This is a genomic window from Flavobacterium sp. LM4, from assembly GCF_002017935.1.
Classification (GTDB): domain Bacteria; phylum Bacteroidota; class Bacteroidia; order Flavobacteriales; family Flavobacteriaceae; genus Flavobacterium; species Flavobacterium chungangense.
Map to the genome: position 1 here is coordinate 1,140,219 of NZ_MUFW01000001.1, position 24,894 is coordinate 1,165,112.

At 35.4% G+C, this 24,894-nt stretch carries 21 protein-coding genes and 1 pseudogene; 17 read left to right on the plus strand and 5 right to left on the minus strand.

Annotation, left to right across the window (positions count from 1 at the left end):
- Positions 1–11: 11 nt before the first annotated feature.
- The 13 genes and pseudogenes from BXU10_RS05120 to BXU10_RS25165 form a co-directional block, all read left to right on the plus strand.
- Positions 12–1,772 carry an FAD-dependent oxidoreductase gene (locus BXU10_RS05120; protein WP_078226399.1) on the plus strand — a complete coding sequence of 587 codons (1,761 nt, stop codon included), beginning with the start codon at positions 12–14 and terminating at the stop codon, positions 1,770–1,772.
- Between the two features lie 74 nt (positions 1,773–1,846).
- Positions 1,847–3,394 (plus strand): peroxidase, FMP-type, encoded by a 1,548-nt coding sequence (locus BXU10_RS05125; protein ID WP_078226400.1) that lies wholly within the window; start codon positions 1,847–1,849, stop codon positions 3,392–3,394.
- 605 nt (positions 3,395–3,999) lie between these two features.
- Complete coding sequence (locus tag BXU10_RS05130; RefSeq protein ID WP_078226401.1) at positions 4,000–5,952, plus strand: hypothetical protein; 1,953 nt, start codon at positions 4,000–4,002, stop codon at positions 5,950–5,952.
- Between the two features lie 13 nt (positions 5,953–5,965).
- The gene (locus tag BXU10_RS05135; RefSeq protein ID WP_078226402.1) at positions 5,966–7,024 is read left to right on the plus strand and encodes a ferritin-like protein; all 1,059 of its coding nucleotides are present in this window, start codon (positions 5,966–5,968) and stop codon (positions 7,022–7,024) included.
- Positions 7,025–7,092: 68 nt separating this feature from the next.
- Positions 7,093–7,530 carry a VOC family protein gene (locus BXU10_RS05140; RefSeq protein ID WP_078226403.1) on the plus strand — a complete coding sequence of 146 codons (438 nt, stop codon included), beginning with the start codon at positions 7,093–7,095 and terminating at the stop codon, positions 7,528–7,530.
- Positions 7,531–7,565: 35 nt separating this feature from the next.
- Positions 7,566–8,429 (plus strand): EboA domain-containing protein, encoded by an 864-nt coding sequence (locus BXU10_RS05145; protein ID WP_078226404.1) that lies wholly within the window; start codon positions 7,566–7,568, stop codon positions 8,427–8,429.
- A gap of 3 nt (positions 8,430–8,432) precedes the next feature.
- A complete protein-coding gene (locus BXU10_RS05150) occupies positions 8,433–9,341 on the plus strand; it encodes a TatD family hydrolase (RefSeq protein WP_078226405.1) in 909 nt (302 codons plus the stop codon).
- Positions 9,342–10,238: a UbiA-like protein EboC gene (gene eboC / locus BXU10_RS05155; protein WP_078226406.1), complete on the plus strand. Its 897-nt coding sequence runs from the start codon at positions 9,342–9,344 to the stop codon at positions 10,236–10,238.
- A gap of 16 nt (positions 10,239–10,254) precedes the next feature.
- Positions 10,255–11,427 (plus strand): 3-dehydroquinate synthase, encoded by a 1,173-nt coding sequence (locus BXU10_RS05160; RefSeq protein WP_078226407.1) that lies wholly within the window; start codon positions 10,255–10,257, stop codon positions 11,425–11,427.
- Positions 11,421–12,668 (plus strand): metabolite traffic protein EboE, encoded by a 1,248-nt coding sequence (eboE, locus tag BXU10_RS05165; RefSeq protein WP_078226408.1) that lies wholly within the window; start codon positions 11,421–11,423, stop codon positions 12,666–12,668. The genes BXU10_RS05160 and eboE overlap by 7 nt, the downstream gene beginning before the upstream one ends.
- A 23-nt stretch (positions 12,669–12,691) precedes the next feature.
- The gene (locus tag BXU10_RS05170; protein ID WP_078226409.1) at positions 12,692–14,062 is read left to right on the plus strand and encodes an alkaline phosphatase family protein; all 1,371 of its coding nucleotides are present in this window, start codon (positions 12,692–12,694) and stop codon (positions 14,060–14,062) included.
- A gap of 69 nt (positions 14,063–14,131) precedes the next feature.
- Positions 14,132–15,306 (plus strand): IS3 family transposase gene (locus BXU10_RS05180; protein ID WP_223255388.1). Its coding sequence is split into 2 segments (ribosomal slippage): positions 14,132–14,387 and positions 14,387–15,306, totalling 1,176 coding nucleotides; the frame shifts between segments, so codons are not numbered across the junction.
- Positions 15,307–15,407: 101 nt separating this feature from the next.
- Positions 15,408–15,668 (plus strand): annotated as a pseudogene (locus BXU10_RS25165) (group II intron reverse transcriptase/maturase); the annotation flags it as partial.
- Between the two features lie 77 nt (positions 15,669–15,745).
- Here BXU10_RS25165 and BXU10_RS05190 read toward each other — a convergent pair.
- Together BXU10_RS05190 and BXU10_RS05195 are read right to left on the minus strand one after the other, a co-directional pair.
- Positions 15,746–16,039: a type II toxin-antitoxin system RelE/ParE family toxin gene (locus BXU10_RS05190; RefSeq protein ID WP_078226410.1), complete on the minus strand. Its 294-nt coding sequence runs from the start codon at positions 16,037–16,039 to the stop codon at positions 15,746–15,748.
- The gene (locus BXU10_RS05195; RefSeq protein ID WP_078226411.1) at positions 16,032–16,283 is read right to left on the minus strand and encodes a type II toxin-antitoxin system ParD family antitoxin; all 252 of its coding nucleotides are present in this window, start codon (positions 16,281–16,283) and stop codon (positions 16,032–16,034) included. The genes BXU10_RS05190 and BXU10_RS05195 overlap by 8 nt, the downstream gene beginning before the upstream one ends.
- A 150-nt stretch (positions 16,284–16,433) precedes the next feature.
- Between BXU10_RS05195 and BXU10_RS05200 the strand changes: the two genes are divergently transcribed.
- Positions 16,434–17,972: an IS1182 family transposase gene (locus tag BXU10_RS05200; RefSeq protein WP_078226412.1), complete on the plus strand. Its 1,539-nt coding sequence runs from the start codon at positions 16,434–16,436 to the stop codon at positions 17,970–17,972.
- A 211-nt stretch (positions 17,973–18,183) separates the two neighbouring features.
- On the opposite strand, the gene lgt is transcribed toward BXU10_RS05200, so the two are convergent.
- Positions 18,184–19,026 carry a prolipoprotein diacylglyceryl transferase gene (gene lgt / locus BXU10_RS05205; protein WP_078226413.1) on the minus strand — a complete coding sequence of 281 codons (843 nt, stop codon included), beginning with the start codon at positions 19,024–19,026 and terminating at the stop codon, positions 18,184–18,186.
- 278 nt (positions 19,027–19,304) lie between these two features.
- Between lgt and BXU10_RS05210 the strand changes: the two genes are divergently transcribed.
- Entirely contained in the window at positions 19,305–20,312 is a 1,008-nt protein-coding gene (locus BXU10_RS05210) for a transposase (RefSeq protein WP_078225959.1), read from the plus strand.
- A 141-nt stretch (positions 20,313–20,453) separates the two neighbouring features.
- Here the strand turns inward: BXU10_RS05210 and BXU10_RS05215 are convergent, their stop codons facing one another.
- Entirely contained in the window at positions 20,454–21,122 is a 669-nt protein-coding gene (locus BXU10_RS05215) for a hypothetical protein (RefSeq protein ID WP_078226414.1), read from the minus strand.
- 99 nt (positions 21,123–21,221) lie between these two features.
- Between BXU10_RS05215 and BXU10_RS05220 the strand changes: the two genes are divergently transcribed.
- Positions 21,222–22,754 (plus strand): IS1182 family transposase, encoded by a 1,533-nt coding sequence (locus BXU10_RS05220; RefSeq protein ID WP_223255389.1) that lies wholly within the window; start codon positions 21,222–21,224, stop codon positions 22,752–22,754.
- A gap of 273 nt (positions 22,755–23,027) precedes the next feature.
- Here the strand turns inward: BXU10_RS05220 and BXU10_RS05225 are convergent, their stop codons facing one another.
- Complete coding sequence (locus tag BXU10_RS05225) at positions 23,028–23,447, minus strand: protease inhibitor I42 family protein (protein WP_078226415.1); 420 nt, start codon at positions 23,445–23,447, stop codon at positions 23,028–23,030.
- Between the two features lie 421 nt (positions 23,448–23,868).
- On the opposite strand from BXU10_RS05225, the gene BXU10_RS05230 reads away from it, so the two are divergent.
- Positions 23,869–24,876, plus strand: coding sequence for a transposase (locus BXU10_RS05230; RefSeq protein ID WP_078225959.1), 1,008 nt, complete (start codon positions 23,869–23,871; stop codon positions 24,874–24,876).
- Positions 24,877–24,894 lie beyond the last annotated feature (18 nt).

A 24,894-nucleotide genomic window follows, 5' to 3' on the forward strand; every position in this document is an offset into this window, starting at 1 on the left:
TATGTATTATTATGAATAAAAATACTGATCTAAACACAGGACTGCATCCTGGTTTAAAAACAGAAGTAGCTATTATTGGTGCCGGAACTTCAGGGTTGTACACTGCATATCGTCTGGTAACAGATAAAAAGTTTACAGCTGGCGAAGTGCAAATTTTTGATATGAACAGTAAACTCGGCGGAAGACTCGAATCTGTTATTATGCCGGGAATGAATTTCTGGGGAGAACTTGGAGGAATGCGTTACCTGACTTCTCAGGAAATCGTAACAACATTAATTGAAGGCTATATACCTCCAGAAAATCCGAACATACGTATTCCTGTTTTGAAAGACAAAATGACGCCTGTTCCGTTTCCTATGGGTGAATCTTCAAAACTATTAATGTATCTTAGAAAAGAGCGTTTTAAACAAGATGCCTGGACGGTTGCTCAGGGACAAAATCAGAAATTACCAACCCGATATTACCTGAACAATAATGATTTTGGTTTCAGTTCAGATCAATTGTTCAATAAAATCATTTATGATGTTTTAATGGCAGATTCGTGGGTTGCTGCGACTTATGGAAAAAAAATTAAACAAGGTCCTTCAATCTATGATTATGCATTTGAATTAACCAGTAGAGATTGGGATGATATAAAACCTAAACTGGTATACAATTTCCCCAATTCTCCTTACAACAAGCGTAAAGTAAACGATTTAGGATTCTGGAATTTAATCAAAGATCAGGTTTCACAGGAAGGATATGAATTTTTAGCCAATGCCGGCGGATATTATTCAAATACCATCAATTGGAATTCAGCAGAAGCTTTTCCTTATATGGTTGGAGATTTCTCAGCAGGAACAATTTATAAAACCATTGAAGAGGGTTATGACAGTATCGCTTATGCAATAGCCAATTCATATATGGATCATGAAGGTGCCTGCATTTGGTCTGAAAACAAACTACTTACTTTCACAAAAGAGCATCCTTCAAAAGATACACATAAATACGAACTGACTTTTCTAAATCTGAAAACCAATACCGAATGGAAAGTGTATGCCAATACTTTAGTTCTTGCCATGCCGAGAAAATCTCTGGAACTTTTAGATCAGAATAATTTCTTTTTCAACATTAACGAAAATTCGGTTTTAAATACCAATATCCGATCCGTAATTATGGAACCGGCTTTTAAGATATTAATGGGCTTTCCGCATCCCTGGTGGAAAGAATTAGGAATTGATTCAGGGCATTCTATCACCGATTTACCAATGAGACAGTGTTATTATTTTGGTACAGATGCCGAAAATGATAATTCGATGTTGCTGGGAAGTTATGGAGATATGGAAACAGAAACCTTTTGGAAAGCACTTTCTGATGATAAAGTACTTTTTGAAGTAAAAGCGGCCAAATCAGCATCATTAAAAGAACTTCATCAACTAAATGATGTTCAGGCGACTAAAATGATGGTGGGCGAGTTAATGAACCAGCTTCGCGAACTGCACGGTCCAGATGTAACGATACCGGAACCTTATGTAACTTATTTTAAAGACTGGACAGACGAACCTTTTGGCGCAGGATATCATGCATGGAAAGCCGGATTTTCTGTTGAAAATGTAATGCCGTACATGAGAAAACCGGTAGCTGACGAGCAAATCCATATTTGTGGAGAAGCCTATTCTGATCAGCAAGGCTGGGTTGAAGGAGCTTTCTGTGAAGCAGAAAAAATGCTGCAGGAGTATTTTGGTCTCGATCGTCCGTTCTGGTTGTCTAAAGATTATTATTTGGGATGGTAAAATGAAGCTGCTTCTTAAAAAAGAGAGGCTGCCAACCCTGTTATGCACAAATTATTAATTTTAAAAACGATATCATGTTAAAACGTAAAAACGCTGAAGATGAGATAAATTTATCTCAGGTCAATTCAGATGAAAACAAAAATAAAGTCTTCCTGGGAGCTGTTCAGGAAGCTAACGAAGGTGTATTAGCTTCTTTGATGAAAGGATATACAAAACTTCAAATTGAAGATCCCATTAGACCTTTTCATGAAAATGATTTGCAAAACATAGTAAACAATGTAGATTATGGCGTTTTAGAAGCATTACAGGGTACTTGGGTTAGCTACAATAGTGACAAGGATAGAAAAATGATTGGGAGCGGTATACATACTACCATCATGCCTTCGCCTGGCACAAATGCAGGAACAATTCCGGGAAAATATAGTTTTGACTGTCAGGAGTATATAGAAAAACTAACATTTGATCTGGTTCCTGGAGGAGTTCGTAATCGAGGTGGGGCAAACGAACAATTTTGCGGAGCTGTAAAATATGACCAAAGCATTAAAAGCGTAACTACTGTTGAAGGTCAGGATGCTTTGCAATATACCCCAATTCACGAAGAAACCGGTATGTATTTATGGTTGAGCGATGTATTTAATTATGCGGCGACTGAAAAAACGATTAGTGAAGATCGCGGTATACACCCGGTATCACCGCTTAATCCCAACAAAGATTTATATAAAAGCGGCTATCAGGACGAAACGCTATTTTTGATTGTAAATGATTTGGGTCAAAAAGAATATGTAACGCAGGAAAATTTAAATGGCCGAAAATATTATGAAATTATCGCAGCCAAAGAGCTTAAAGTTGGAGCTGGTCAAACGGGGCAATATTTTATACCGGATTACTCTATTTCCAGAAGTGGCGTAATTCCGCACGGAAGCACTATAACTTTATTAGGAGATTTGGTTCGAAATAATGCGGCTGGAATTGAAGATGACAAAAAATTCTTATTCATAGGTCCGCCACCATTTCCGGAGGGTGATGCTGCCTGGAGATACGATCATCTTTCAATTTCAAGAACCATGGGAGGAGCCGGAGCAAGCGAAAGTAATCCTATTAATCTTGACGCACCACCACCTGCCTGGGTATTTGAAAAACTTAATGATGTTAATGATCCCGGAGAAAATAAAATCTACACACAGCGCATACTTGCAGATCCTTTATATCCTTATTCCGTAAGGCCGGATTTACGTATTCGTGATTCTAATAAAGACAGTAACATCATCAATTATGTTTTTATCCAAATGTCATCCAAAAATAAAACCGGAGCGCAAGGAGGAATATTAAATATTCCGTTTGTAAATCGTTTTGTTCCTACAGTCGAAATGAATACGAACATGTGGATTGAAACTGTTGTTGAAGACGGAAAAGAAATCCTTCAGCTGCAATACGAACAAATTATATTCTTCGAATTTGATTTTGGAGATGACGGAGGTACTACTAGCTGGCCGCATATTCAGGTAAATACACTTCGAAAAATTGAAGATGTTTCTGATGATCAGAGACGCTTAATCGAAGAGCAGTTTTTTAGTGATAAAAAAAATGCATCTGCTTCAGGATGCCCTTATCATAAAGAGTGAAAAAAATGAAATACCTAAGGAGCATAAAGTAAAAAACGAAAATATTCATATCTAAAAAATGACAGAAAAGGGTATTTAAACAGATGTATGCTTAATAAAGCCCAATTCCTTTAAAAATTGGGCTTTATAATTAGTGTCCTGGCGTGATCTCAAATGTATAAAACAGGTTTTTATACTTTGCTTATGTGTTAATTAAAAAATTAGAAGTTATAAAAAAACAGGTAGAAATACCTGTTTTTTTTGTAAGAAAAGTATATATTTTTACTTGATATAACTAAACGTCGTAACAGCTTATGAAAGCAAAACTACTTTTTTTGTTCGTCTTCCTTTTTATAATAAATACTTCTTTTTCGCAGGTAATGTGTCAGAAATATGGCATATCAAAATGTATAGATACCTAATTTTAAGTATCGATATTTTATACTTCTTTATCCAAAAACTTATAGACTATTTTATCCGTTCTGTGTATAAAAAAAGCTTCCTCATGACATTTAATCGTAAAAAAGGGTTATGATAAAATAAATTTACCAGAGAAGGGTATTCAGCAGATTTATTTCTCATTAATAGTTAAAATATAAAACTTATTTAATCAAAACATAAAACATATGTCATACTTAAACGTCCCTCGTCTTACATTTTCCGGAGATTTCATTTCAGATGTTTCTACTGTAAATAATGATCCACAACATTATAACAACAACACTTTTAAAAAATCATTTCAGGAATTTGGTACAGGATCAAACAACGGATGGTGGAATCCTGAGGGTGGTGCTACTTTTGGTTTTCAGGATTGTCATGTACAGCAAATTACAGGAGATGATGGAAATAGCAGTTCAGACCCTTTACTGGATGGTATTATAGGCCAGATTGTATGTGGTGCTGAAGGAAGAAATTCAGGAAAGATGGTGGATTTAGATCCACAGCAGCAGATGGTTTCACAGCTTTGGGGGGTAACTTTCAGAATTCTTACGGCTACGAACGAATTGTTGCTTGAAGGTAAAATTGAACCTACTGGTTTTAGAGATTTACAAATGCGCCAGCAAACAGGAGCCAGAGTTAACGGGCAGCCTTTAGGAGGCACCTGGACTTCAGTTCTTGAAGATGTTGTCTGGGGAGATCTTGCATATCAATCACTTTTTTTGATGAGCTTAAAAAGTAAAACACAGGAAAACAGACTTAGTATTAATTTAAATGGTTTTGGGTATTATTATGCTCATGCTACAGATGGCAGATTTTCGCTGGGACGTATACTAGGAAGTCTGGGACCCTGGTTTTCGGGTGAACCAAAACTTTTTCCACCGGCCAGAAGACTGTATGGGATTGTTTCAAATAACAATAATGTTTTCTTTGCAGCTTCTAATTTTATATTGGACAAAGAAAATGCAAGACTTTCTATTGACTTTGGAAGTTCATTTCCGGTATCAGATTCAATAGGTACTATTGCTCTTAATACTGAATTATTTCTTGCTGTTAGCAAAACAGCAATAGGACCTTCTCCCGGTGCAACACCTTATATGGTTTCTCCTGATGGTGTACTCTTTATAGGAAAACTGGAATATGAAAACGGAACAGGGTGGCTTAACAGTACAAGTGGTATTGTTGATTTTAATAATTTGTCACATGAAGTTCTTTCAGCATTAAAAGACAACCAGTTATTGTTGCTTGGAGCTTCTTCAAAAGCAGATCAGTTTGTAGTTATTGCCAGAGAAGCTGTTGATGGTATCGTCTTGAGGGCAGACGAATTTGTACAGCGTCTAGACACGAATCAAACCAATGAAATTAGTTTTTATGCTTCTCAGTATGGATTGCCGTTGCCAAATCATGCTATATACATTACTTTGGAGCCACCTACTCCCATGACTCCAAAACTCCAAAATACACCTCCGATTTGTGACGTGCCAGGGAATAATTATCCGGCAGACGGTTTGACTTTCGATGCTGTAATTACTACCGACGTAAATGGTGTAGGGGTGTTAAAATTAACAGGAAACAGTATTGATAGTCCGAGAGGGTATCTCGACGGTCAGATATATACTTTGGATTATGATTTGGCTGGTGTTAATACAGATCCTGCATCTGGTTCTGTAATGCCGCAGAATTTTATTGCCATACACTTAAGAGATTATTTCGAAATTCCGGAAACACCAGTTTGGGCTGATATTCAGCCTACAATGGTACAGTTTGCTAATCTATATCCAATTATGAGTAAATTCTTTATCGATTTTAGTGATCCGAATGCACTTATCGCCAAAAAAGAACTTCTGATTTTTGCTTTTGACAGGGATATTAAGGATCCGATATACATGCCGGTTACCCGTGATTTATCCGAAACGAAGAGACTGACCATTCTAAAATGGCTTAGAAATCCAATTATTGAAGGAGAAGCGATCGTTGTAACACAACAAAAAGCCAAAGGAGAAATAAATCTAATTCAGGAAGATACAGTAACGGAGGCTGTTCCTTTAACAAATAATCAACTGCGACTTAGAGATGCTGTAAGAGCAAAAAATGGGGCAGACTTCAATATGCCGGAAATTACTAACCTGTTTGAATTTTAATACATAAAATATTATGCTAAAGATAAGCCCACAATTTGTAAATGCTATAGTTAATGCTGAACGTTTAGAGGAGTTGTATCCGTTATTGCAAAATGCAATAGAATTAGAACATGCCACTATTCCTCCGTATTTAACAGCCTTGTTTTCGTTTAAACCTAATACGGAAACAGCTATTAGAAGTATTATCCATTCTATTGTAATCGAAGAAATGCTGCACATGAGTATAGCAGCAAATATACTGAATGCACTGGGCGGGAAACCCGACATTGCCAATCCGAATTTTGTACCCGAATATCCAACACATTTGCCAATGGGTATTGGAGGAAGCTTAATTGTGCCTATCGAAAAATTTTCGCGTGATTTGGTGAAGAATGTCTTTATGGAAATTGAAGAGCCTGAAGAGCCGTTAGATCTTAACAAGAGGTTTGCAGCCAATGAAATAACAACATTCAAAACAATTGGAGAATTTTATATGGCTTTGCAGGCGAAAATAGACGAGATAGCTCCGGAGATATTGCCGGGTGATCCTGCCAGACAGGTAACCTCAGAATTTTTTCCTTCAGACCAGTTATACCCTATCTTGACAAAAGAAGATGCGATAAATGCTATTAATATTATTATTGAGCAGGGAGAAGGAACTTCAACTTCACCGGTAGACGAAGAAGGAGAAATAGCGCATTATTACAGATTTCAGGAAATATATGTGGGCAAAGAACTGGTTAAAGACCCAACGGCGCCACACGGTTACTCTTTTAGCGGACCGGAAATTCCTTTTGATGAAAGTAACGTACTGCCTATGTTTCCTAATACAAAAGCCAGTATGCTGCCAGCAGGTTCTCAGGAAAGAAGACAAGTAGATTTGTTCAATCAGTCCTATAGCGATTTATTATACGGTTTGCACCGCACCTTCAATGGAGAGCCTGGTTACCTTAATAATACTATCGGAGTGATGTTTGATCTTAGGCTGATTTGTCAAAAATTGGCAGAAACACCATTTCCTGGTGTAGAAGGATACACCATTGGGCCTTCATACGAATTTGTAAAGGTAGGAGCCCATTCGGTTACTCCTTAAAAAATAAAAATCACTATTAAAATAACTTGGCCGGACACAATGACCGGCCATAAACAATTTATCCATTTATGAAATTCAGGTCAAAAGCAGTAGTGATAAAATTATCAGTGAGTGATATTCTTAAATCTAAAAAATTCTATGAGGAAATCCTCAATTTTAAAACAGATGACAGATATACGCTCAACTCTGATGGGGATTATGGGACAGAATCTTATATACAATTATATCTTGGGGATAAAGATGAAAAAACTTTTATGCTGGGATTGTACAAAGATATTGAGACTCCTTTTAATCCGTTGCCCGAAACAGGAACTGTACCCAGTTTTATTGTAGATGACATTCAGGCAACGCTTAATTATTTCAGAGCCAGTGAGGTTGTAATTGATGTAATAGACGGTGTCATAATCAATACTAATAGCTCAGACGAAGGTTATATGGACCATTTTTTCTTTTTCAGAGATCCGGATAATAATTCACTCGTTGTACGGGAGAATATTCTGAAGTAATTAGGCAGAGAAATGTTTGTAAAATAAAAAGCCACATGACAGCAATAGCACTAAAAACCGGCTCAGAAGAGATCATACAAACCATCATTCAACGCAGACTTTCAAAAGCTGAAGCAGATTGGTTTGAAAACAATATCAGGTTTGAAAATAACGCACAGTTTTTTCAGACGTTTGGCTTAATCGCCAGAAAAATTTCGCTGGAAATTCCCGAATGGACGACAGAGGAAACCGTCATACTAGAGGAAGTATATCCCGGTTTTACACAGAGTCATTGGGATTTACAACAGCTTAGTCGTGGTTTGCTAATGACACAGCTTCCGGTGCATCAAAATGTTGAAATAATAAAGAACCTCGCAGAGATGGCAGATATAAAAGAATTGGTTGGTTTGTATAAGAGCCTTTTTTTCTTAAAAAATGCAGCCGATTTTATTTTGACGGTTCAGGAAGGAATCAGAACCAATATGGTTGCAGTGTTTGATGCTATAGCTTTAGCGAATCCTTTTGCAGCAAAATACCTGCCGGTTGATGCCTGGAATCAATTGGTTTTAAAAGCTCTTTTTATGGGACGTCCGCTATATCAAATTATTGATCTGGATCTGCGTAAAAACGAAAAATTAGCCTTAATCATACATGATTATATTCACGAACGATGGTCAGCAGGCAGATTAGTATCACCCGAAATATGGAGATTAGTTGCCGGTTATGTAAATCAGGAAATAGCAGATGATTTAGTAAATGCTATGCATACGGGAGATGCACTAACAAAACAAGCAGCTATAAAAGCATTAAAAGAAAGCTCATTTTATAATGAGAATGAAATTCCCAACGAGACACTGCCTGACAGTTTAGTTACATGGGACGAAATAGGGACGCAATATTATTCACACTTAAAATCTTAACATATGTATTATATAGATCCACACATTCATATGGTATCCAGAACGACTGATGATTACCAGGCTATGCGCGCCGCAGGTATTGTAGCTGTTATTGAGCCGGCTTTTTGGCTAGGTCAAGCCCGAACAGAAGCTTCTTCTTTCAAAGATTATTTTAGCACTTTGGTTGGCTGGGAAAGATTTAGGGCTTCGCAATTCGGAATTAAACATTACTGTACGATTGGTTTAAATTCAAAAGAGGCAAACAACGAAGCCCTGGCAGAAAAAGTAATGGACTTATTGCCATTATTTGCTGCAAAAGAAGGAGTTGTGGCTATTGGTGAAATTGGATATGATGATCAGACCACGGCCGAGGATAAATATTTCAGACTGCAAATTGAGCTGGCACTAAAATTTAATTTGCCGGTGATGGTTCATACGCCGCACAGAGATAAAAAAAACGGGACCATTAGAAGTATGGACGTGTTAGAAGAACATGGAATTGCTCCTCATATGGTAGTTATAGATCACAATAATGAAGAAACTGCCAAACATGTTCTGGATAGGGGATACTGGGCGGCTTTTACGATTTATCCTAATACCAAAATGGGGAATGAACGTATGGTTGAAGTTGTAAAACAGTATGGTTCAGAGCGTATTATTGTAGACAGTTCTGCCGATTGGGGTGTAAGCGACCCTTTATCTGTTCCTAAAACAGCAGCTTTAATGCTGGAAAGAGGAATTGCCAAAGAAGACGTTCATTTAACGTGTTATAAAAATGCATTAACAGCTTATTCTCAAAGCGGGCAAATGCATGAAGAAGACTGGAAAAATGAAATGGTAATTACGCAGAATACACTCTTTGAAGGAAGTAGTGTTCTTAGAGGGCAGGAAGCCAAAGAAATTGTATATCCTAATATTATTATAGAAAACTAAATGTCAGGCAAGCCATTTTATTTACTAACCTTACTGCGTCCCGCAAATATCATTACAGCTATCACTGATATTCTTGCGGGTATTGCAATTTCGGGAGTTTTAGTTTTTAATACAAACAGCAGTCATTTTATACTTGATTTGCTGTTACTGTTATTTTCTACCATTGGTTTATATGGAGGAGGTATTGTATTTAATGATATTTTTGATTTGGAATCGGACACCATAAACCGTCCAGAAAGAATACTTCCTCGTGGTTTAGTTAGCAAAAATGAGGCAATTTTACTAGGATGCCTAATGTTGTTAATGGGCGTTGGACTTGCTTTTATAGTATCGGTTCTTAGTGGTGTTTTAGCATTTATTATTAGCCTTCTGGCACTTAGTTATGATAAGATAAGTAAACATTATCCTATTGTAGGGCCATTAAATATGGGACTTTGCCGGGGAGGCAATTTGCTTTTAGGAATGAGTATTAGTAACGATGCCGTTTTTAATTATTGGTATATCGGTATTATTCCTATTTTATTTATTGCAGCTATTACACTTACTGCCAAAAAAGAAGCATCGGGTAATAACAAAGCCGCTATACTTGTTGCCTTACTGCTGGATGCCATTGTGGTAATTCTATTTGTTTATGTAGGACATTTACTTGGGTTTAGGTTTTGGATTTTATTGCCCTTTCTTCTTTTTTGGTACGGAATTAATTTTTTTGCAAAATATAAGGCCTTCATTTACAACCAACCAGCGACTATACAAAAAGCTGTAAAAACAGGAGTATTGTCATTAATTCCGCTTAATGCGAGTTATGTAGCAGGTTCAGCAGGATTGTTTTATGCGTTATTTGTTCTGTCTTTATTACCATTATCCATTTTGTTATCCAAAAAATTTGCAGTCACTTGATTATATCTTACAAAAAATGAAACACCAATATATACTTCAGCAAAATTTTCAGGTCACCTTTAATTATGACATTATTTTTAGTCGTTCCTTATTTGATGTTAACAATTCGTCGCTTATTGAGGTGATTAAAAAAGAGCCCGCTTTCCAACAGCCTAAAATAACAATTGTAATTGATAAAGGTGTTGTCGATTGTACAAACCAATTTATTACAAAGGTTATCAATTATTTTAATTATCATCAATTTAGAATTACCGAATCCAATATACTCGTAATTCAGGGAGGTGAAGCCGTTAAGAATAGTCCGGATCATATAGAAGCGGTAATGCAATTAGTAAACAATAACAAAATAGACAGACATTCTTTTCTTATAGCAATAGGAGGGGGAGCAGTACTCGATGCTGTGGGATATGCTGCAGCGATTGCACATCGTGGTGTACGCCTGATCCGAATACCGACAACAGTTTTGTCTCAAAATGATTCGGGTGTTGGGGTAAAGAACAGCATGAATTATTTTGGCAAAAAGAACTTTCTGGGCACATTTGCTCCGCCATACGCTGTACTCAATGATTCTGATTTTTTGAAGACTTTAAGTGAACGCAATTGGCGATCCGGAATATCCGAAGCCATAAAGGTAGCTCTTATTAAAGATTCCTCTTTTTTTGACTGGATAGAACAAAACGCACAAGCGCTCAACAATAGAGATATTCCGGTTATGGAAACACTTATTATTCGTTGTGCAGCTTTACATACCGATCACATTTCTAAAAAAGGAGATCCTTTTGAGAAAGGTTCTTCGCGTCCTTTAGATTTTGGACATTGGGCAGCACATAAAATGGAGCAGCTTACTGATTATGAAATGACACACGGAGAAGCTGTGGCAATTGGGATAGCACTTGATGTTACTTATTCTTTTTTAGCACATAAAATTGACAAACCCAGTCTGGATCGAATTTTAAAATGTTTTTTAACCTTAGGTTTTGCCATAACTCACCCTATTCTAGATACTCATCTTGATGAGGTTATAAAAGGATTAGACGAGTTTAGAGAACATCTTGGTGGTCAGCTTACCATTATGTTATTAAGTGATATTGGAACAGGCGAAGAAGTGCATTCGCTCAACAATGCATTAATTGCCGAATCTATTCAATATCTATATTCATTTTGTCAATTAAATACCGAAGTATGTTAATAAGTCCAAGTGGTCATTTAAGTTATTGTACCAACATTCACGCAGGCGAGTCATGGGAAGCTGTTTTTAAAAGCATAGAAACGTATTGTATTCCTCTCAAGAAAGAAGTGTCACCGGATAAACCTTTTGGAATTGGCTTACGTCTTTCATACCAGGCTGCCACTGAATTAGTACTGGGTAACAATCTATTGATATTCAAAGAGTGGTTGTCGCAAAATGAAATGTACGTATTTACGATGAATGGGTTTCCGTATGGAAATTTTCATAACGAGCCGGTCAAGGATAAAGTCCATTTACCGGACTGGACAAGCAACGATAGATTAAACTATACCCGGTTACTTTTTACCATTTTATCCCAACTTTTGCCATCTGGTATAGAAGGAGGTATTTCGACTTCACCACTCTCTTATAAGTATTGGCATACTACTGAAGTTGATTTAATTAAGGCCAAACAAGTTGCTACAAAACAATTAGTTGAAGTAGTTACTCAGTTAGTAGAATTTTATGAGACTAAAGGTATAATGATGCATTTGGATATTGAACCGGAGCCCGATGGTATAATTGAAAACAGCGATGAATATATTGCTTTTTTTGAAGATTATTTACTCAGTGAAGGCGCTGTATTATTAGCTTCAACTCTTGATTGTGCCTTATTGCAGGCACAGGAATATATGCGAAACCATATACAGCTTTGTTATGATGTTTGTCATTTTGCCATTGGATTTGAAGAAAGTGAAGAAGTAATTCAAAAGATGGAAAAACACGATTTAAAGATTGGAAAATTACAGATTAGTGCAGCTCTTAAATGTACAGCTTCAGCGAATGTAACAATTGATGAACTACAAGAATGTCTGCGTACTTTTGACGAACCTACCTATTTGCATCAGGCAGTAATTAAGACGATAAATGGAGAGTTTCTCAAATTTAATGACTTAAAAAATGGAATAGAAGCCATGAAACGTACCGACTTTAAGGAGCTTCGCACGCATTTTCATGTCCCAATATTTGTTGAGGATTACCAACGATTACAATCTACCCAAAATGATATTATAACAATTTTGCAAAGCTGGCGCAAAAAAGAATTTACCAGACATTTAGAAGTAGAAACCTATACATGGCAAGTATTACCTGTTCATTTACAAACGGATTTGGCTAAATCTATCGAGAGAGAATTAAAATGGGTCATGAACAGGGTAACCGATAATGTAAAAGAGCAAACTATAAATGTAAATGCGCTTTAATAAAAGATATTGATACCAAAACAATGCAACAAACAGTCGTTATTAATGTAGTAGGACTTACAACTACTTTACTTCAAAATCCCGATCTTTTTTTGCATCAGTGGCAAAAGAAAAAGGGGAATTTAAGTATTATTGAACCAGTACTTCCTGCCCTTACCTGTTCAGCTCAAACCACTTATTTAACAGGGAAATGGCCTTCAGAACACGGGATTGTTGGTAATGGATGGTATGATAGGAGTGATGCAGAGGTAAAAATGTGGAAACAATCGAATAAACTGGTACAATCACCGAAAATTTGGGATTTAGCAAGGAAAATTGATCCCTCATTTACCTCTGCCAATCTGTTTTGGTGGTACAATATGTATTCTGATGCCGATTTTACAGTGACACCACGCCCGCAATATTGGGCCGATGGACAGAAAAAGCCGGATTCGTATTCAAAACCTGCCAGTTTACGAGATCGCTTACAAGACCAATTAGGAGTATTTCCGCTCTTTGATTTTTGGGGGCCAAAAACAACAATTCGTTCCAGTGAATGGATTGCAAAAGCATCAAAACTGGTTTATGAATGGCACAATCCTACACTTACCTTAATTTATTTACCTCATTTAGATTATTGTTGTCAAAAATTTGAGCCCGGATCATCTGAAATCAGCAATGATCTAAAAGATATTGATAAATTATGTAAAGATTTAATTGAATTTTTTGAAGGCAATGGCGTAGAAGTTATTGTTTTATCTGAGTATGGCATTACTAAGGTAACAAATCCAGTACACATCAATAGGTTTTTACGCATCCATGATTATCTGGAAATTAGAGAAGAAAGAGGATTAGAATTATTAGATACTGGTGAGTGTCGCGCTTTTGCATTGGCAGATCATCAGATAGCTCACATATATATAAAAGATAAAAATGATATTCCTGAGCTCAAAAAACTACTGGAAAAAATATCAGGAGTAGCAAAAGTATTAGATGATGCAGGAAAAACAGAGTATCATCTCAATCACGAACGCGCAGGCGATCTTATACTTGTGGCAGAACAAGATAGTTGGTTTACGTATTATTATTGGCTGGATGATAGTAAAGCACCCGACTTTGCCCGAACGGTAGAAATTCATAAAAAAACAGGTTATGATCCTGTAGAATTGTTTTTGGACCCTAAAAAGAAATTTATTTTACCCCGCATTATTTTAAAATTAATTAAAAAGAAACTGGGATTTCGCACTCTTATGAATGTGATTCCGCTTGATGCCAAATTGGTTAACGGTTCCCATGGATGTATTCCTGAAAAAGAGCAGGATAAACCAGTGTTTATCAGTAAAAAAAATCTTTCCGCGAAAATAGAGAGCAACTTCGTATGTCAATATATATTAGACACTATCTTTAAAAATTAAGCAGGGGAGGGCTGGATGTGCTAACTTAGCGTGGAGTTCTAGTTAAGGACAAAATCTTAACTTTAGACCATGAAAGAAAATCGTAAAAATTACGACCGCATTTTCAAAGAGAAAGCAGTCCAATTAAGTTATGAAAGAGATAATATCTCTCTACTTGCCAAGGAACTTGGTATTACAGCTGCTTTGCTTTATAAATGGCGCCAAGATTATCAAGAATTTGGAACGGGAAGTTTTCCTGGAAAAGGCAATTTAAAACTAAGTCCCGAACAAGAAAAAATTCATGAACTTGAAAAAAAATTAAAAGAAGCAGAATTAGAACGTGATATCTTAAAAAAGGCAATAAGCATCTTTTCCAAGGGAGGTCGATGATTTATCTTTTCATAAAAGACCATGAAAAAATATATTCGATTGAAAAGATGTGCAAAGTTTTAGCAGTAAGCAACAGCAGTTACTATAAATGGAAAAAACAGATTGTTTCAGAAAGGCAAAAACGAGTGATTTTAATAAAAGAAGCAATAACTTCAATATATTTTAATACCAAACAGCGATATGGAAGTCCAAGAATTACTTTAGAACTTCAAAATATAGGATATCAAATATCTAGAATAACAGTCGCTAAATACATGAAGCAATTAGGTTTGTACAGTAAATTGAGTAAAAAATTTAAAGTAACAACCAATTCAAAACATAATCATTTTGTTGTTCCAAATATCTTAAAAAGAGAATTTACGGTGAAGGAACCATCTAAAGCTTGGGTTTCAGATATAACATATATTCAAACAAAGGACGGATTTTTGTATCTCACAATTATTTTGGATTTGTTCGACAGAAAAATAATTGGCTGGAGTCTAAGCAATGGTTTGAGTACTAAACAAACTACATTAACAGCTTGGAAAATGGCACTTAAAAATCGAAAAATTACAAATGAATTAATATTCCACTCCGACAGAGGAATTCAATATGCTAATAAAAGCTTTACTAATATGCTTGACTCTTTTAAAACTGTCACTAGAAGTATGAGCCGTAAAGGAGATTGCTGGGATAATGCTGTTGCAGAAAGTTTTTTCAAATCACTAAAAACAGAATTAATTTATGGGAATAAACTAATTACTAAAGAACAAATGGAACTTGAAATTTTTGAATACATCGAAATTTGGTACAATAAAAAAAGAAGGCACTCTGCTTTGAACTATAAAACTATTGAAGAATTTAATAAATTAACTAATTACAAAAATGTAGCTTAACTTTTTCTCTACTTTTTGTTTGCATATCCATTTTTTTTGTACATTCAAAAAATGTGAAAGTCAAAATTGTAATTATGATATTACGGGATTTAGACAGCTGACTCAGAAACCAACTTCAGTACTGTATTTGGCACGATTGGAAGAAGCCTGAAAGAAAGAGAAAGAATCTCATACGATTGGGTGTAAGTCAAGACCACGCCTATGCTTTTAGTCGCACTCGCAAAGGCGGTTGGGCAATTGCACAGAGTCCTATTTTGAGTACGACCATTACCTTAAAACGTTTAAAACAGCGAGTTTATCAATCTCTAACCGATGTTTATATCGAATTTAATCCATCACTTTGCGAACCGCCGAGTACGTGATCCGTACGCCCGGTAGTGTGAGAGGCGCACTCCGTTCCGTGTGGGGCGGAGCCGTCTACTCGATTATGTGAGGTTCCTTATAGTCTGCTTTTCAAATCCATCATTCCATGAAGAATTCTTGCGATTTCTATTTCGTTCTTTGATATAATTGAGTAGAAGATAATATGTTCACCTGATTTAAAACCTAATATTCCTTTCGTAACTATATCATAGTTTCTACCAAGTTCTGGATTATTTGCTAGATCATCACATGATGCCAAAAGTAAATCGTAATACTTTTCAGCTTGCATCTCTGACCAAGTTTCGATTGTATAATCCCAAATTTCAGTTAAGTCATCAACAGCTTTATTTGTTAAATAATATTTAGCCATTTGATGTTTTTCTTGCTTTTAAGACATTAAGATGTTTTTTAGCATCAAAATCTACTGCACGTCCACTTTCAATTCCATCATTAATCGCTTTTCTTAAAGCTACAATTTTATTTTCCTCATCTTCTAAAAGACGAAGACCGGCTCTGACAACTTCACTTGCGTTATTGAATCTTCCATCATTTACACTGTGTTCGATAAAACTTTCGAAATGATTACCAAGCGATATAGAAGTATTTCGTCCCATAATTTTTTTAGCTAAGTTACCAAAAAATGGTAACTTTTCAAATGATTCTGTATTTTTTTTGGAATCTCACATAACGTCAGTCTGTGAAAAAACTTCCGTTGATTAGTAACAAATATAGAAAAGTATTGTTTAAAAACAGGATTTTTCGTAATGCAACATATACAAGGAATTTCCCGCCAACAAATGCGTTTTTCAAGTTTAGAAGATGCAATATCTGCCGATAATCAAGTACGTTTTATAGATGCTTTTGTAACCTTTTTAGATTTGGAAAAACTTGGTTTTGCAGTTACTTCTATTAAATCAGAAGGTCGACCGAGCTATAATATCAAAGTGTTTTTGAAAATCTATTTATACGGCTATCTCAATGGATTAAGAAGTAGCCGCAAACTGGAAAAAGAATGTTTTAGAAACATTGAAATGCAGTGGTTGTTAGAAGACATTCGACCGAACTACCACAGCATATCTGATTTTAGAAAGAACAATCCTGCAGCATTAAAAAACTTGTTCAAACTCTTTGTCGTTTTCTTGAAAGATGCCGATTTAATAGCAGGGGAAACCATTGCTATTGATGGAACTAAAAGCCGAGCGCACAATAGCCGTAAAGCTAATTTCAATCAAAAGAAAATAGATAAACATTTAGAGTATATCGAAATCAAAACCCAGCAATACCTTGATGCTTTGGAAGAAAATGATGCAAAGCATAACCCTGAAAAAATCAAAAACATCCAGCAAAAAATAGAACGTTTAAAACAAAACAAAATCCGCTATGAATTACTGGAAGAAAAACTAGAAGCAAGTGGCGAACCTCAAATAAGCACCACCGATAGCGATGCCAGAGCCCTATTAGTACAAGGGCAAGTGGTTGAAATCTCATTTAACATTCAGGCTGCAGTCGATGCCAAACACAATCTTGTGGTAGCCACTCATACCATCAACAAGAACGATCGTAGCGCTTTATCTGCCATTGCCATAGAAGCCAAAGAAAATTTAGGAATTGAAACTTATACCGCTTTGGTAGATAAAGGCTACCATAATGGGAAACAAATAGAAATTTGCAAACAAGCCAATATCACTACAATTGTAGCGCAACCCGAACAAGGAAAAAGTAACGAAAAAGGTACAACTAAGGATTACCTGGTTGCCAGGTTTCGATACGATAAAATGACCGATACTTATACTTGCCCACAAGGTGAAATACTAAAAACTACTGGTAGTTGGCATAAAAAAACTACGGATAAAGACAGCTATAATTTTAAAAAGTACCGAACCCCAAAATGCAAAGAATGTCCTGTAAAACATTTATGTACCAGTAGAGCAGCAGGCAGGGAAATAGACCGCAGCCAATATGCCGATGCAGTAAAAGAAAATAATAAACGTTATGATGAAAACCCACAACTCTACCGCAAGCGTCAGGAAATCAACGAGCATATCTTTGGGACTATCAAACTGCAATGGGGCTATAATCACACTAATTTAACAGGATTGGAAAAAGTAAACGGAGAACACAGCTTAATTATGTTGGTCTATAACATCAAACGCAGTATCAATATACTGGGCGTTCCCGAACTTATTGCAAAACTTCAAAAATGGAACTCACCCTACAAGGCAAAAGTCTTGTTTTTACTAAAAACGAGTTATTTAAAGCTTCATACAACAACTAATTTTTATCCCGAGAAATTAGCAGCCTAAAAAAAGTGATTCAATATAAGGCTTTATTTGAATTACAGTAGAGTAAAATCTAGAGGTTTTAACTGGAAAAGGAGGTTTTTTCACAGCCTGACGTTTTGCAGCTTGGCGAAGTGGCGGATTTAGAAGCACTTACTTTCAATTTAGCACTAATGTTCATTTGAAAACCAAATGTTCAATTTAGCACTGAATCCGCCATTTTGCCAAACTGCTGTTAGTGGCTGGTTTTTTGTTCGGTTTCTTTTTTTATTAAATTTTTCCCCATAAAATATATTCCGAATATAATAAATGGAATACTCAAAATTTGTCCCATATTTAATTTCATTCCTTCTTCAAATTCCACTTGATTTACTTTTACATACTCGATTAAAATTCTCATTGTAAAAATTAAAGTAATTGCCAAGCCAAACATAAATCCATTTCCTAACTTTATGTTTTTAGTTTTGTAAACAGTGAAAATTATAATAAAAATTATAAAATATGCAATTGCTTCATAAAGTTGGGCTGGATGTCTTGGTAAATTGTCAACTTTTCTAAAAATAAATGCCCAAGGCATTGTTGTCGGATTACCAATCATTTCAGAGTTCATCAAATTAGCAAGTCTAATAAATGTTGCTCCAAGTGGCGCAACTATAGCAATTAAATCTAGTATTTTAAGATATTTTATTTCATATTTTTTTGAATATAAAAAAAGAGAAATAATAAGTCCTATTGTTCCTCCGTGGCTTGCTAATCCGCTATAACCAATAAATTTTATTTCTCCAACTTGATTTATTTTTATTGGTAAAAACATTTCTAAAATATTTTTTGAATAATATTCAAAGTCATAAAATAAACAATGTCCAAGTCTTGCTCCAACAAATATTCCGATTATTCCATATATGAACAATGCTTCGTGTGCATTATCTTTTAAATTTTCTCTTTTGTAAATTCCTTTTAGTATGTAAGTACTCAAAAGCAAACCACCACCAAATAAAAGTCCGTAATATTTTAATGGAAACCCAAAAATGTTAACTATTTCAGAGTCAAAATCCCAATTTATGTATAATCCAATCATATTCTTTTTGTTATTTTCTGTTTTTTGCGGTTTTTTGGCAAACTAGCCACTAACGTTCCGGCGCTTGGCCTTTACTTTGTAAAGCATAAATTTTGTAAATTTCTCAAAGGAAAGCAGAAGTGAACTACGCGCTTGGCCAGACTCATGATCCATACCTCGCATTAGTCTTCTGCTCCTCCTTGAGTTTTGTTGAATGGCTTCAAATAGAATGATAGACAACGGGTCTAATAAAGGCTTTAAAGCAAATTCAACTTTTTATTTCACTTAAAATCAAATGTATGAAAAAGTATTTATTTTTTGTAGGGATTGATGTTTCTAAGTCAAAATTAGACGTCACTTTTCTTGAGAAGCCATTAGGAAAGAAAATAGTTCACTTTGTGGTAAGTAACGACAACAAAGGAATTAAAGAGATTGTAAAGCAGCTAAACAATCGAAAAATTGCTTTAGAAGAGGTGTTGATCAGCTTTGAAGATACGGGTGTTTATTCACTTCCTTTGGGATGTTATTTGACACGGTACAAGATCGATTATTGGATGATTCCCGCCATTGAAATCAAACGCAGCAAAGGAATCTCCAGAGGGAAAACTGATAAAAATGACTCTAAAGATATTGCATTTTATACCTTAACACATTTGCACAAGTTGCGATTAACACAGCTTCCAGAGTTATCATTAATGGAACTTAAATTACTTTTTACAGAACGTGAAAAACTACTTAAAAGCTTGCGTATCATTGGAAGTACCAGTGAAGGAATCGGTTATATTCCCAAAGAAGCTATGGGTGATGTTTTAAAAATTAATAAAGTAGTTATTAAACAACTTCAAAAAGCAATCGAAAAAGTAGAAAGGAAAATGAAAGAAATCATTCAATCCAATGAGCAGCTCAAATTGCAGAACGAGCTCATTCAAAGTATTCCAGGGGTTGGGCCACAAACTGCCTTGTATATTATCTTAGTTACCAAATCGTTTCAATCCTTCGAAAACTGGCGACAAGTGGCTTGTTATGCTGGAGTGGCTCCATTTCAATACAGTTCTGGAAGTTCTATAAAAGGAAGGACAAAGGTCAATCATCTAGCAGATAAAAAACTAAAATCGTTACTGAATATGTGTGCTTTAAATAGCAAAAAACACGACGCGGAACTCAAACAATATTATGCACGGAAAGTAGGCGAAGGGAAATCGAAAATGTTGGTTTTAAATAATATAAGATGCAAACTATTGGGGCGAATTTTTGCAACTATTAACCGCGGAACACCTTATGTAAACATTCAAAAATTTGCAGCATAATTTTAGCGTTTTTTACTTGGATTTTGCCATAGAATGCGAGGTTGCGAACTTCGGAACCGATTATTTTCTATCAAAGATAAAATTTCTTGCGAGAAATAAACGTGTATTTACTAAAAAATTCGCAATCTTGCCAAACGCCTGTTAGCCACAGTTTTTATTTTCAGTTAGTTCTTCTTTCAGTTTTTCTGAGACTAATTCATTTCCCAACAAATACTCCTTTATCATTTTTAGAAATTTTTTACTGTCTTTTAGATAATCTTTGTCGAGTAAATCTGATTTCGTTTCTAAATATGTATATGCTCTTTGAACAAACCGTCCTGCACCTTCAAATTCCTTACTCATAAAAAGTGTTCCAACTAAAGAAATATAAGTTACAAACTCATATTGGAGATGGTTTCTCCTTAAATATTTAACTGGAAGTTTTTTGTTCATACTTTGAAAGTGCGAAATTATTCCGATGTCTTTCAAAAATTTTTCTTCTTCAATTACGAACCAGTCGTCCAATACTTCGCCATATAAATCTGTTTCAAATTCGTAATAACCAATCTGTTCTATATTTTCGAGCCAATTTTGGTTCTCAACATATAATCCTATTCTTGTTCTAATAATTGTGCTACCGTGCCTTCTGTCAGTTTGATATTTAAATCCGTCAAATATTGGTTTAATTTCAGTACGCTCAAAACCTCCTAGAAAATCTTTATCATTAGAGTTTTCGGTAAATATGTCGTCAAGAGATTCAAAAGCTTTTCTTTTTAAGTCAAGCGTTTTACATCTTTCTGATAATAATATTTCAAGTTCTTGTTCGGTCATAAATTGTGGCTAACGTCAGTCTGTGAAAAAACTTCCGTTTTGTTGTAAACAAATATAGGGAAGTATTGTTTAAAAACAGGATTTTTCGTATTTTTCGTAATGCAACATATACAAGGAATTTCCCGCCAACAAATGCGTTTTTCAAGTTTAGAAGATGCAATATCTGCCGATAATCAGGTTCGTTTTATAGATGCTTTTGTAACCTTTTTAGATTTGGAAAAACTTGGTTTTGCAGTTACTTCTATTAAATCAGAAGGTCGACCGAGCTATAATATCAAAGTGTTTTTGAAAATCTATTTATACGGCTATCTCAATGGATTAAGAAGTAGCCGCAAACTGGAAAAAGAATGTTTTAGAAACATTGAAATGCAGTGGTTGTTAGAAGACATTCGACCGAACTACCACAGCATATCTGATTTTAGAAAGAACAATCCTGCAGCATTAAAAAACTTGTTCAAACTCTTTGTCGTTTTCTTGAAAGATGCCGATTTAATAGCAGGGGAAACCATTGCTATTGATGGAACTAAAAGCCGAGCGCACAATAGCCGTAAAGCTAATTTCAATCAAAAGAAAATAGATAAACATTTAGAGTATATCGAAATCAAAACCCAGCAATACCTTGATGCTTTGGAAGAAAATGATGCAAAGCATAACCCTGAAAAAATCAAAAACATCAAGCAGAAAATAGAACGTTTAAAACAAAACAAAATCCGCTATGAATTACTGGAAGAAAAACTACAAGCAAGTGGCGAACCTCAAATAAGCACCACCGATAGTGATGCCAGAGCCCTATTAGTGCAAGGGCAAGTGGTTGAAATCTCATTTAATATGCAGGCTGCAGTCGATGCCAAACACAATCTTGTGGTAGCCACTCATACGATCAACAAGAACGATCGTAGCGCTTTATCTGCCATTGCCATAGAAGCCAAAGAAAATTTAGGAATTGAAACTTATACTGCATTAGTGGACAAAGGCTATCATAATGGCAAACAAATAGAAATCTGCAAAAAAGCGAACATCACTACAATTGTAGCACAGCCCGAACAGGGGAAAAATAAAGAAAGGATAGCTGAGGGTTATTTGATCTCGAAGTTCCAATACGACCAAACCACCGACACCTACACTTGCCCTGAGGGAGAAACGCTTAAAACCACAGGTCACTGGCACAAGAAAACTGATAGCGATAGTTATGAATTCAAGAGATACCGAACATCCAAGTGCAGGGAGTGTCCCGTAAAGCAGTTATGTACCAGCAGAGTGGCTGGACGAGATATAGACCGCAGTCAATATGCTGATGCCGTAGAAGAAAACAACAAACGTTATCACGCAAATCCACAGCTCTACCGCAAGCGTCAGGAAATCAACGAGCATATCTTTGGGACTATCAAACGGCAATGGGGCTATAATCACACTAATTTAACAGGATTGGAAAAAGTAAACGGAGAACACAGCTTAATTATGTTGGTCTATAACATCAAACGTAGTATCAATATACTGGGCGTTCCCGAACTTATTGCAAAACTTCAAAAATGGAACTCCCCTTACAAGGCAAAAGTCTTGTTTTTAATAAAAAGGAGGTATTTAAAGCTTAATACAACAACTAATTTTTATCCCGAGAAATTTGCAGCCTAAAAAAAGTGATTCAATATAAGGCTTTATTTGAATTACAGTAAAGTAAAATCTAGAGGTTTTAACTGGAAAAGGAGGTTTTTTCACAGCCTGACGTTCTCGCGCTACAGCGGGTTTGGGACTAAATTAAGCTCTATTTTCGGATTTGCCAAATCATCACAAATACAAAACCAACTTTCCATTAAGCCAATTGCCCAAATCCGTTGTAGCGTGTGTTACAGGCAGGTTGTTTTGTTGGAATTATGATTTTAAATGCAACTTTCACGTTTCTGTTTTTCAGTCAGTTATTTTAATTATAAATTCGTTATCGCTTTTTGTGTTTTCTGTATTGTAATCGGTACATTTTTCCCCATCTCTAAATGAGCAATTTGCAATTTTTATTGTGTCAACACCGACTTTTAATCCTTTAAATGTCATTTCAATTAAACCTCCCGAACCAATATATCCCAATCGAGCATTTAAACTTTGAGAGTATTCTTCTTTTACTTTTTTCAATAAAGGATTGTTCTGTTCATTTAGCCAACAATTTGAATAGCCTGTCGAACCATTTTCATAAAGTCGAATATGAAATTCTTGACCAACTTTAATTTCAAAAGAATCATTTTCTCCGCTTTCGTAATAATTTTCAAATTCACGATAGTAAAGTACTGATAAAACGAGAATAACAAATGCACCTAAAACCAATATTTTTTTCATAATTAGAACTCTGTTTTATTTACTTTTTTAGGATTCAGCAAAATTTGGCTTTTCTGCGCAATTTTGGTTCAACTTGCCTGTAACGTCAGTCTGTGAAAAAACCTCTTCAAATTTAGAAAGTATTCGGAGAGCTACCGGAGAAAAATCTCAAATATGAGATTCTCAAGACGTTGATTTTAGTTTTTTCACAGCCTGACGTCCCGCAGCTTGGCCTTTACTTTGTAAAGCATAAATTTTGTAAATTTCTCAAAGGAAAGCAGAAGTGAACTACGCGCTTGGCCAGACTCATGATCCATACCTCGCATTAGTCTTCTGCTCCTCCTTGAGTTTTGTTGAATGGCTTCAAATAGAATGATAGACAACGGGTCTAATAAAGGCTTTAAAGCAAATTCAACTTTTTATTTCACTTAAAATCAAATGTATGAAAAAGTATTTATTTTTTGTAGGGATTGATGTTTCTAAGTCAAAATTAGACGTCACTTTTCTTGAGAAGCCATTAGGAAAGAAAATAGTTCACTTTGTGGTAAGTAACGACAACAAAGGAATTAAAGAGATTGTAAAGCAGCTAAACAATCGAAAAATTGCTTTAGAAGAGGTGTTGATCAGCTTTGAAGATACGGGTGTTTATTCACTTCCTTTGGGATGTTATTTGACACGGTACAAGATCGATTATTGGATGATTCCCGCCATTGAAATCAAACGCAGCAAAGGAATCTCCAGAGGGAAAACTGATAAAAATGACTCTAAAGATATTGCATTTTATACCTTAACACATTTGCACAAGTTGCGATTAACACAGCTTCCAGAGTTATCATTAATGGAACTTAAATTACTTTTTACAGAACGTGAAAAACTACTTAAAAGCTTGCGTATCATTGGAAGTACCAGTGAAGGAATCGGTTATATTCCCAAAGAAGCTATGGGTGATGTTTTAAAAATTAATAAAGTAGTTATTAAACAACTTCAAAAAGCAATCGAAAAAGTAGAAAGGAAAATGAAAGAAATCATTCAATCCAATGAGCAGCTCAAATTGCAGAACGAGCTCATTCAAAGTATTCCAGGGGTTGGGCCACAAACTGCCTTGTATATTATCTTAGTTACCAAATCGTTTCAATCCTTCGAAAACTGGCGACAAGTGGCTTGTTATGCTGGAGTGGCTCCATTTCAATACAGTTCTGGAAGTTCTATAAAAGGAAGGACAAAGGTCAATCATCTAGCAGATAAAAAACTAAAATCGTTACTGAATATGTGTGCTTTAAATAGCAAAAAACACGACGCGGAACTCAAACAATATTATGCACGGAAAGTAGGCGAAGGGAAATCGAAAATGTTGGTTTTAAATAATATAAGATGCAAACTATTGGGGCGAATTTTTGCAACTATTAACCGCGGAACACCTTATGTAAACATTCAAAAATTTGCAGCATAATTTTAGCGTTTTTTACTT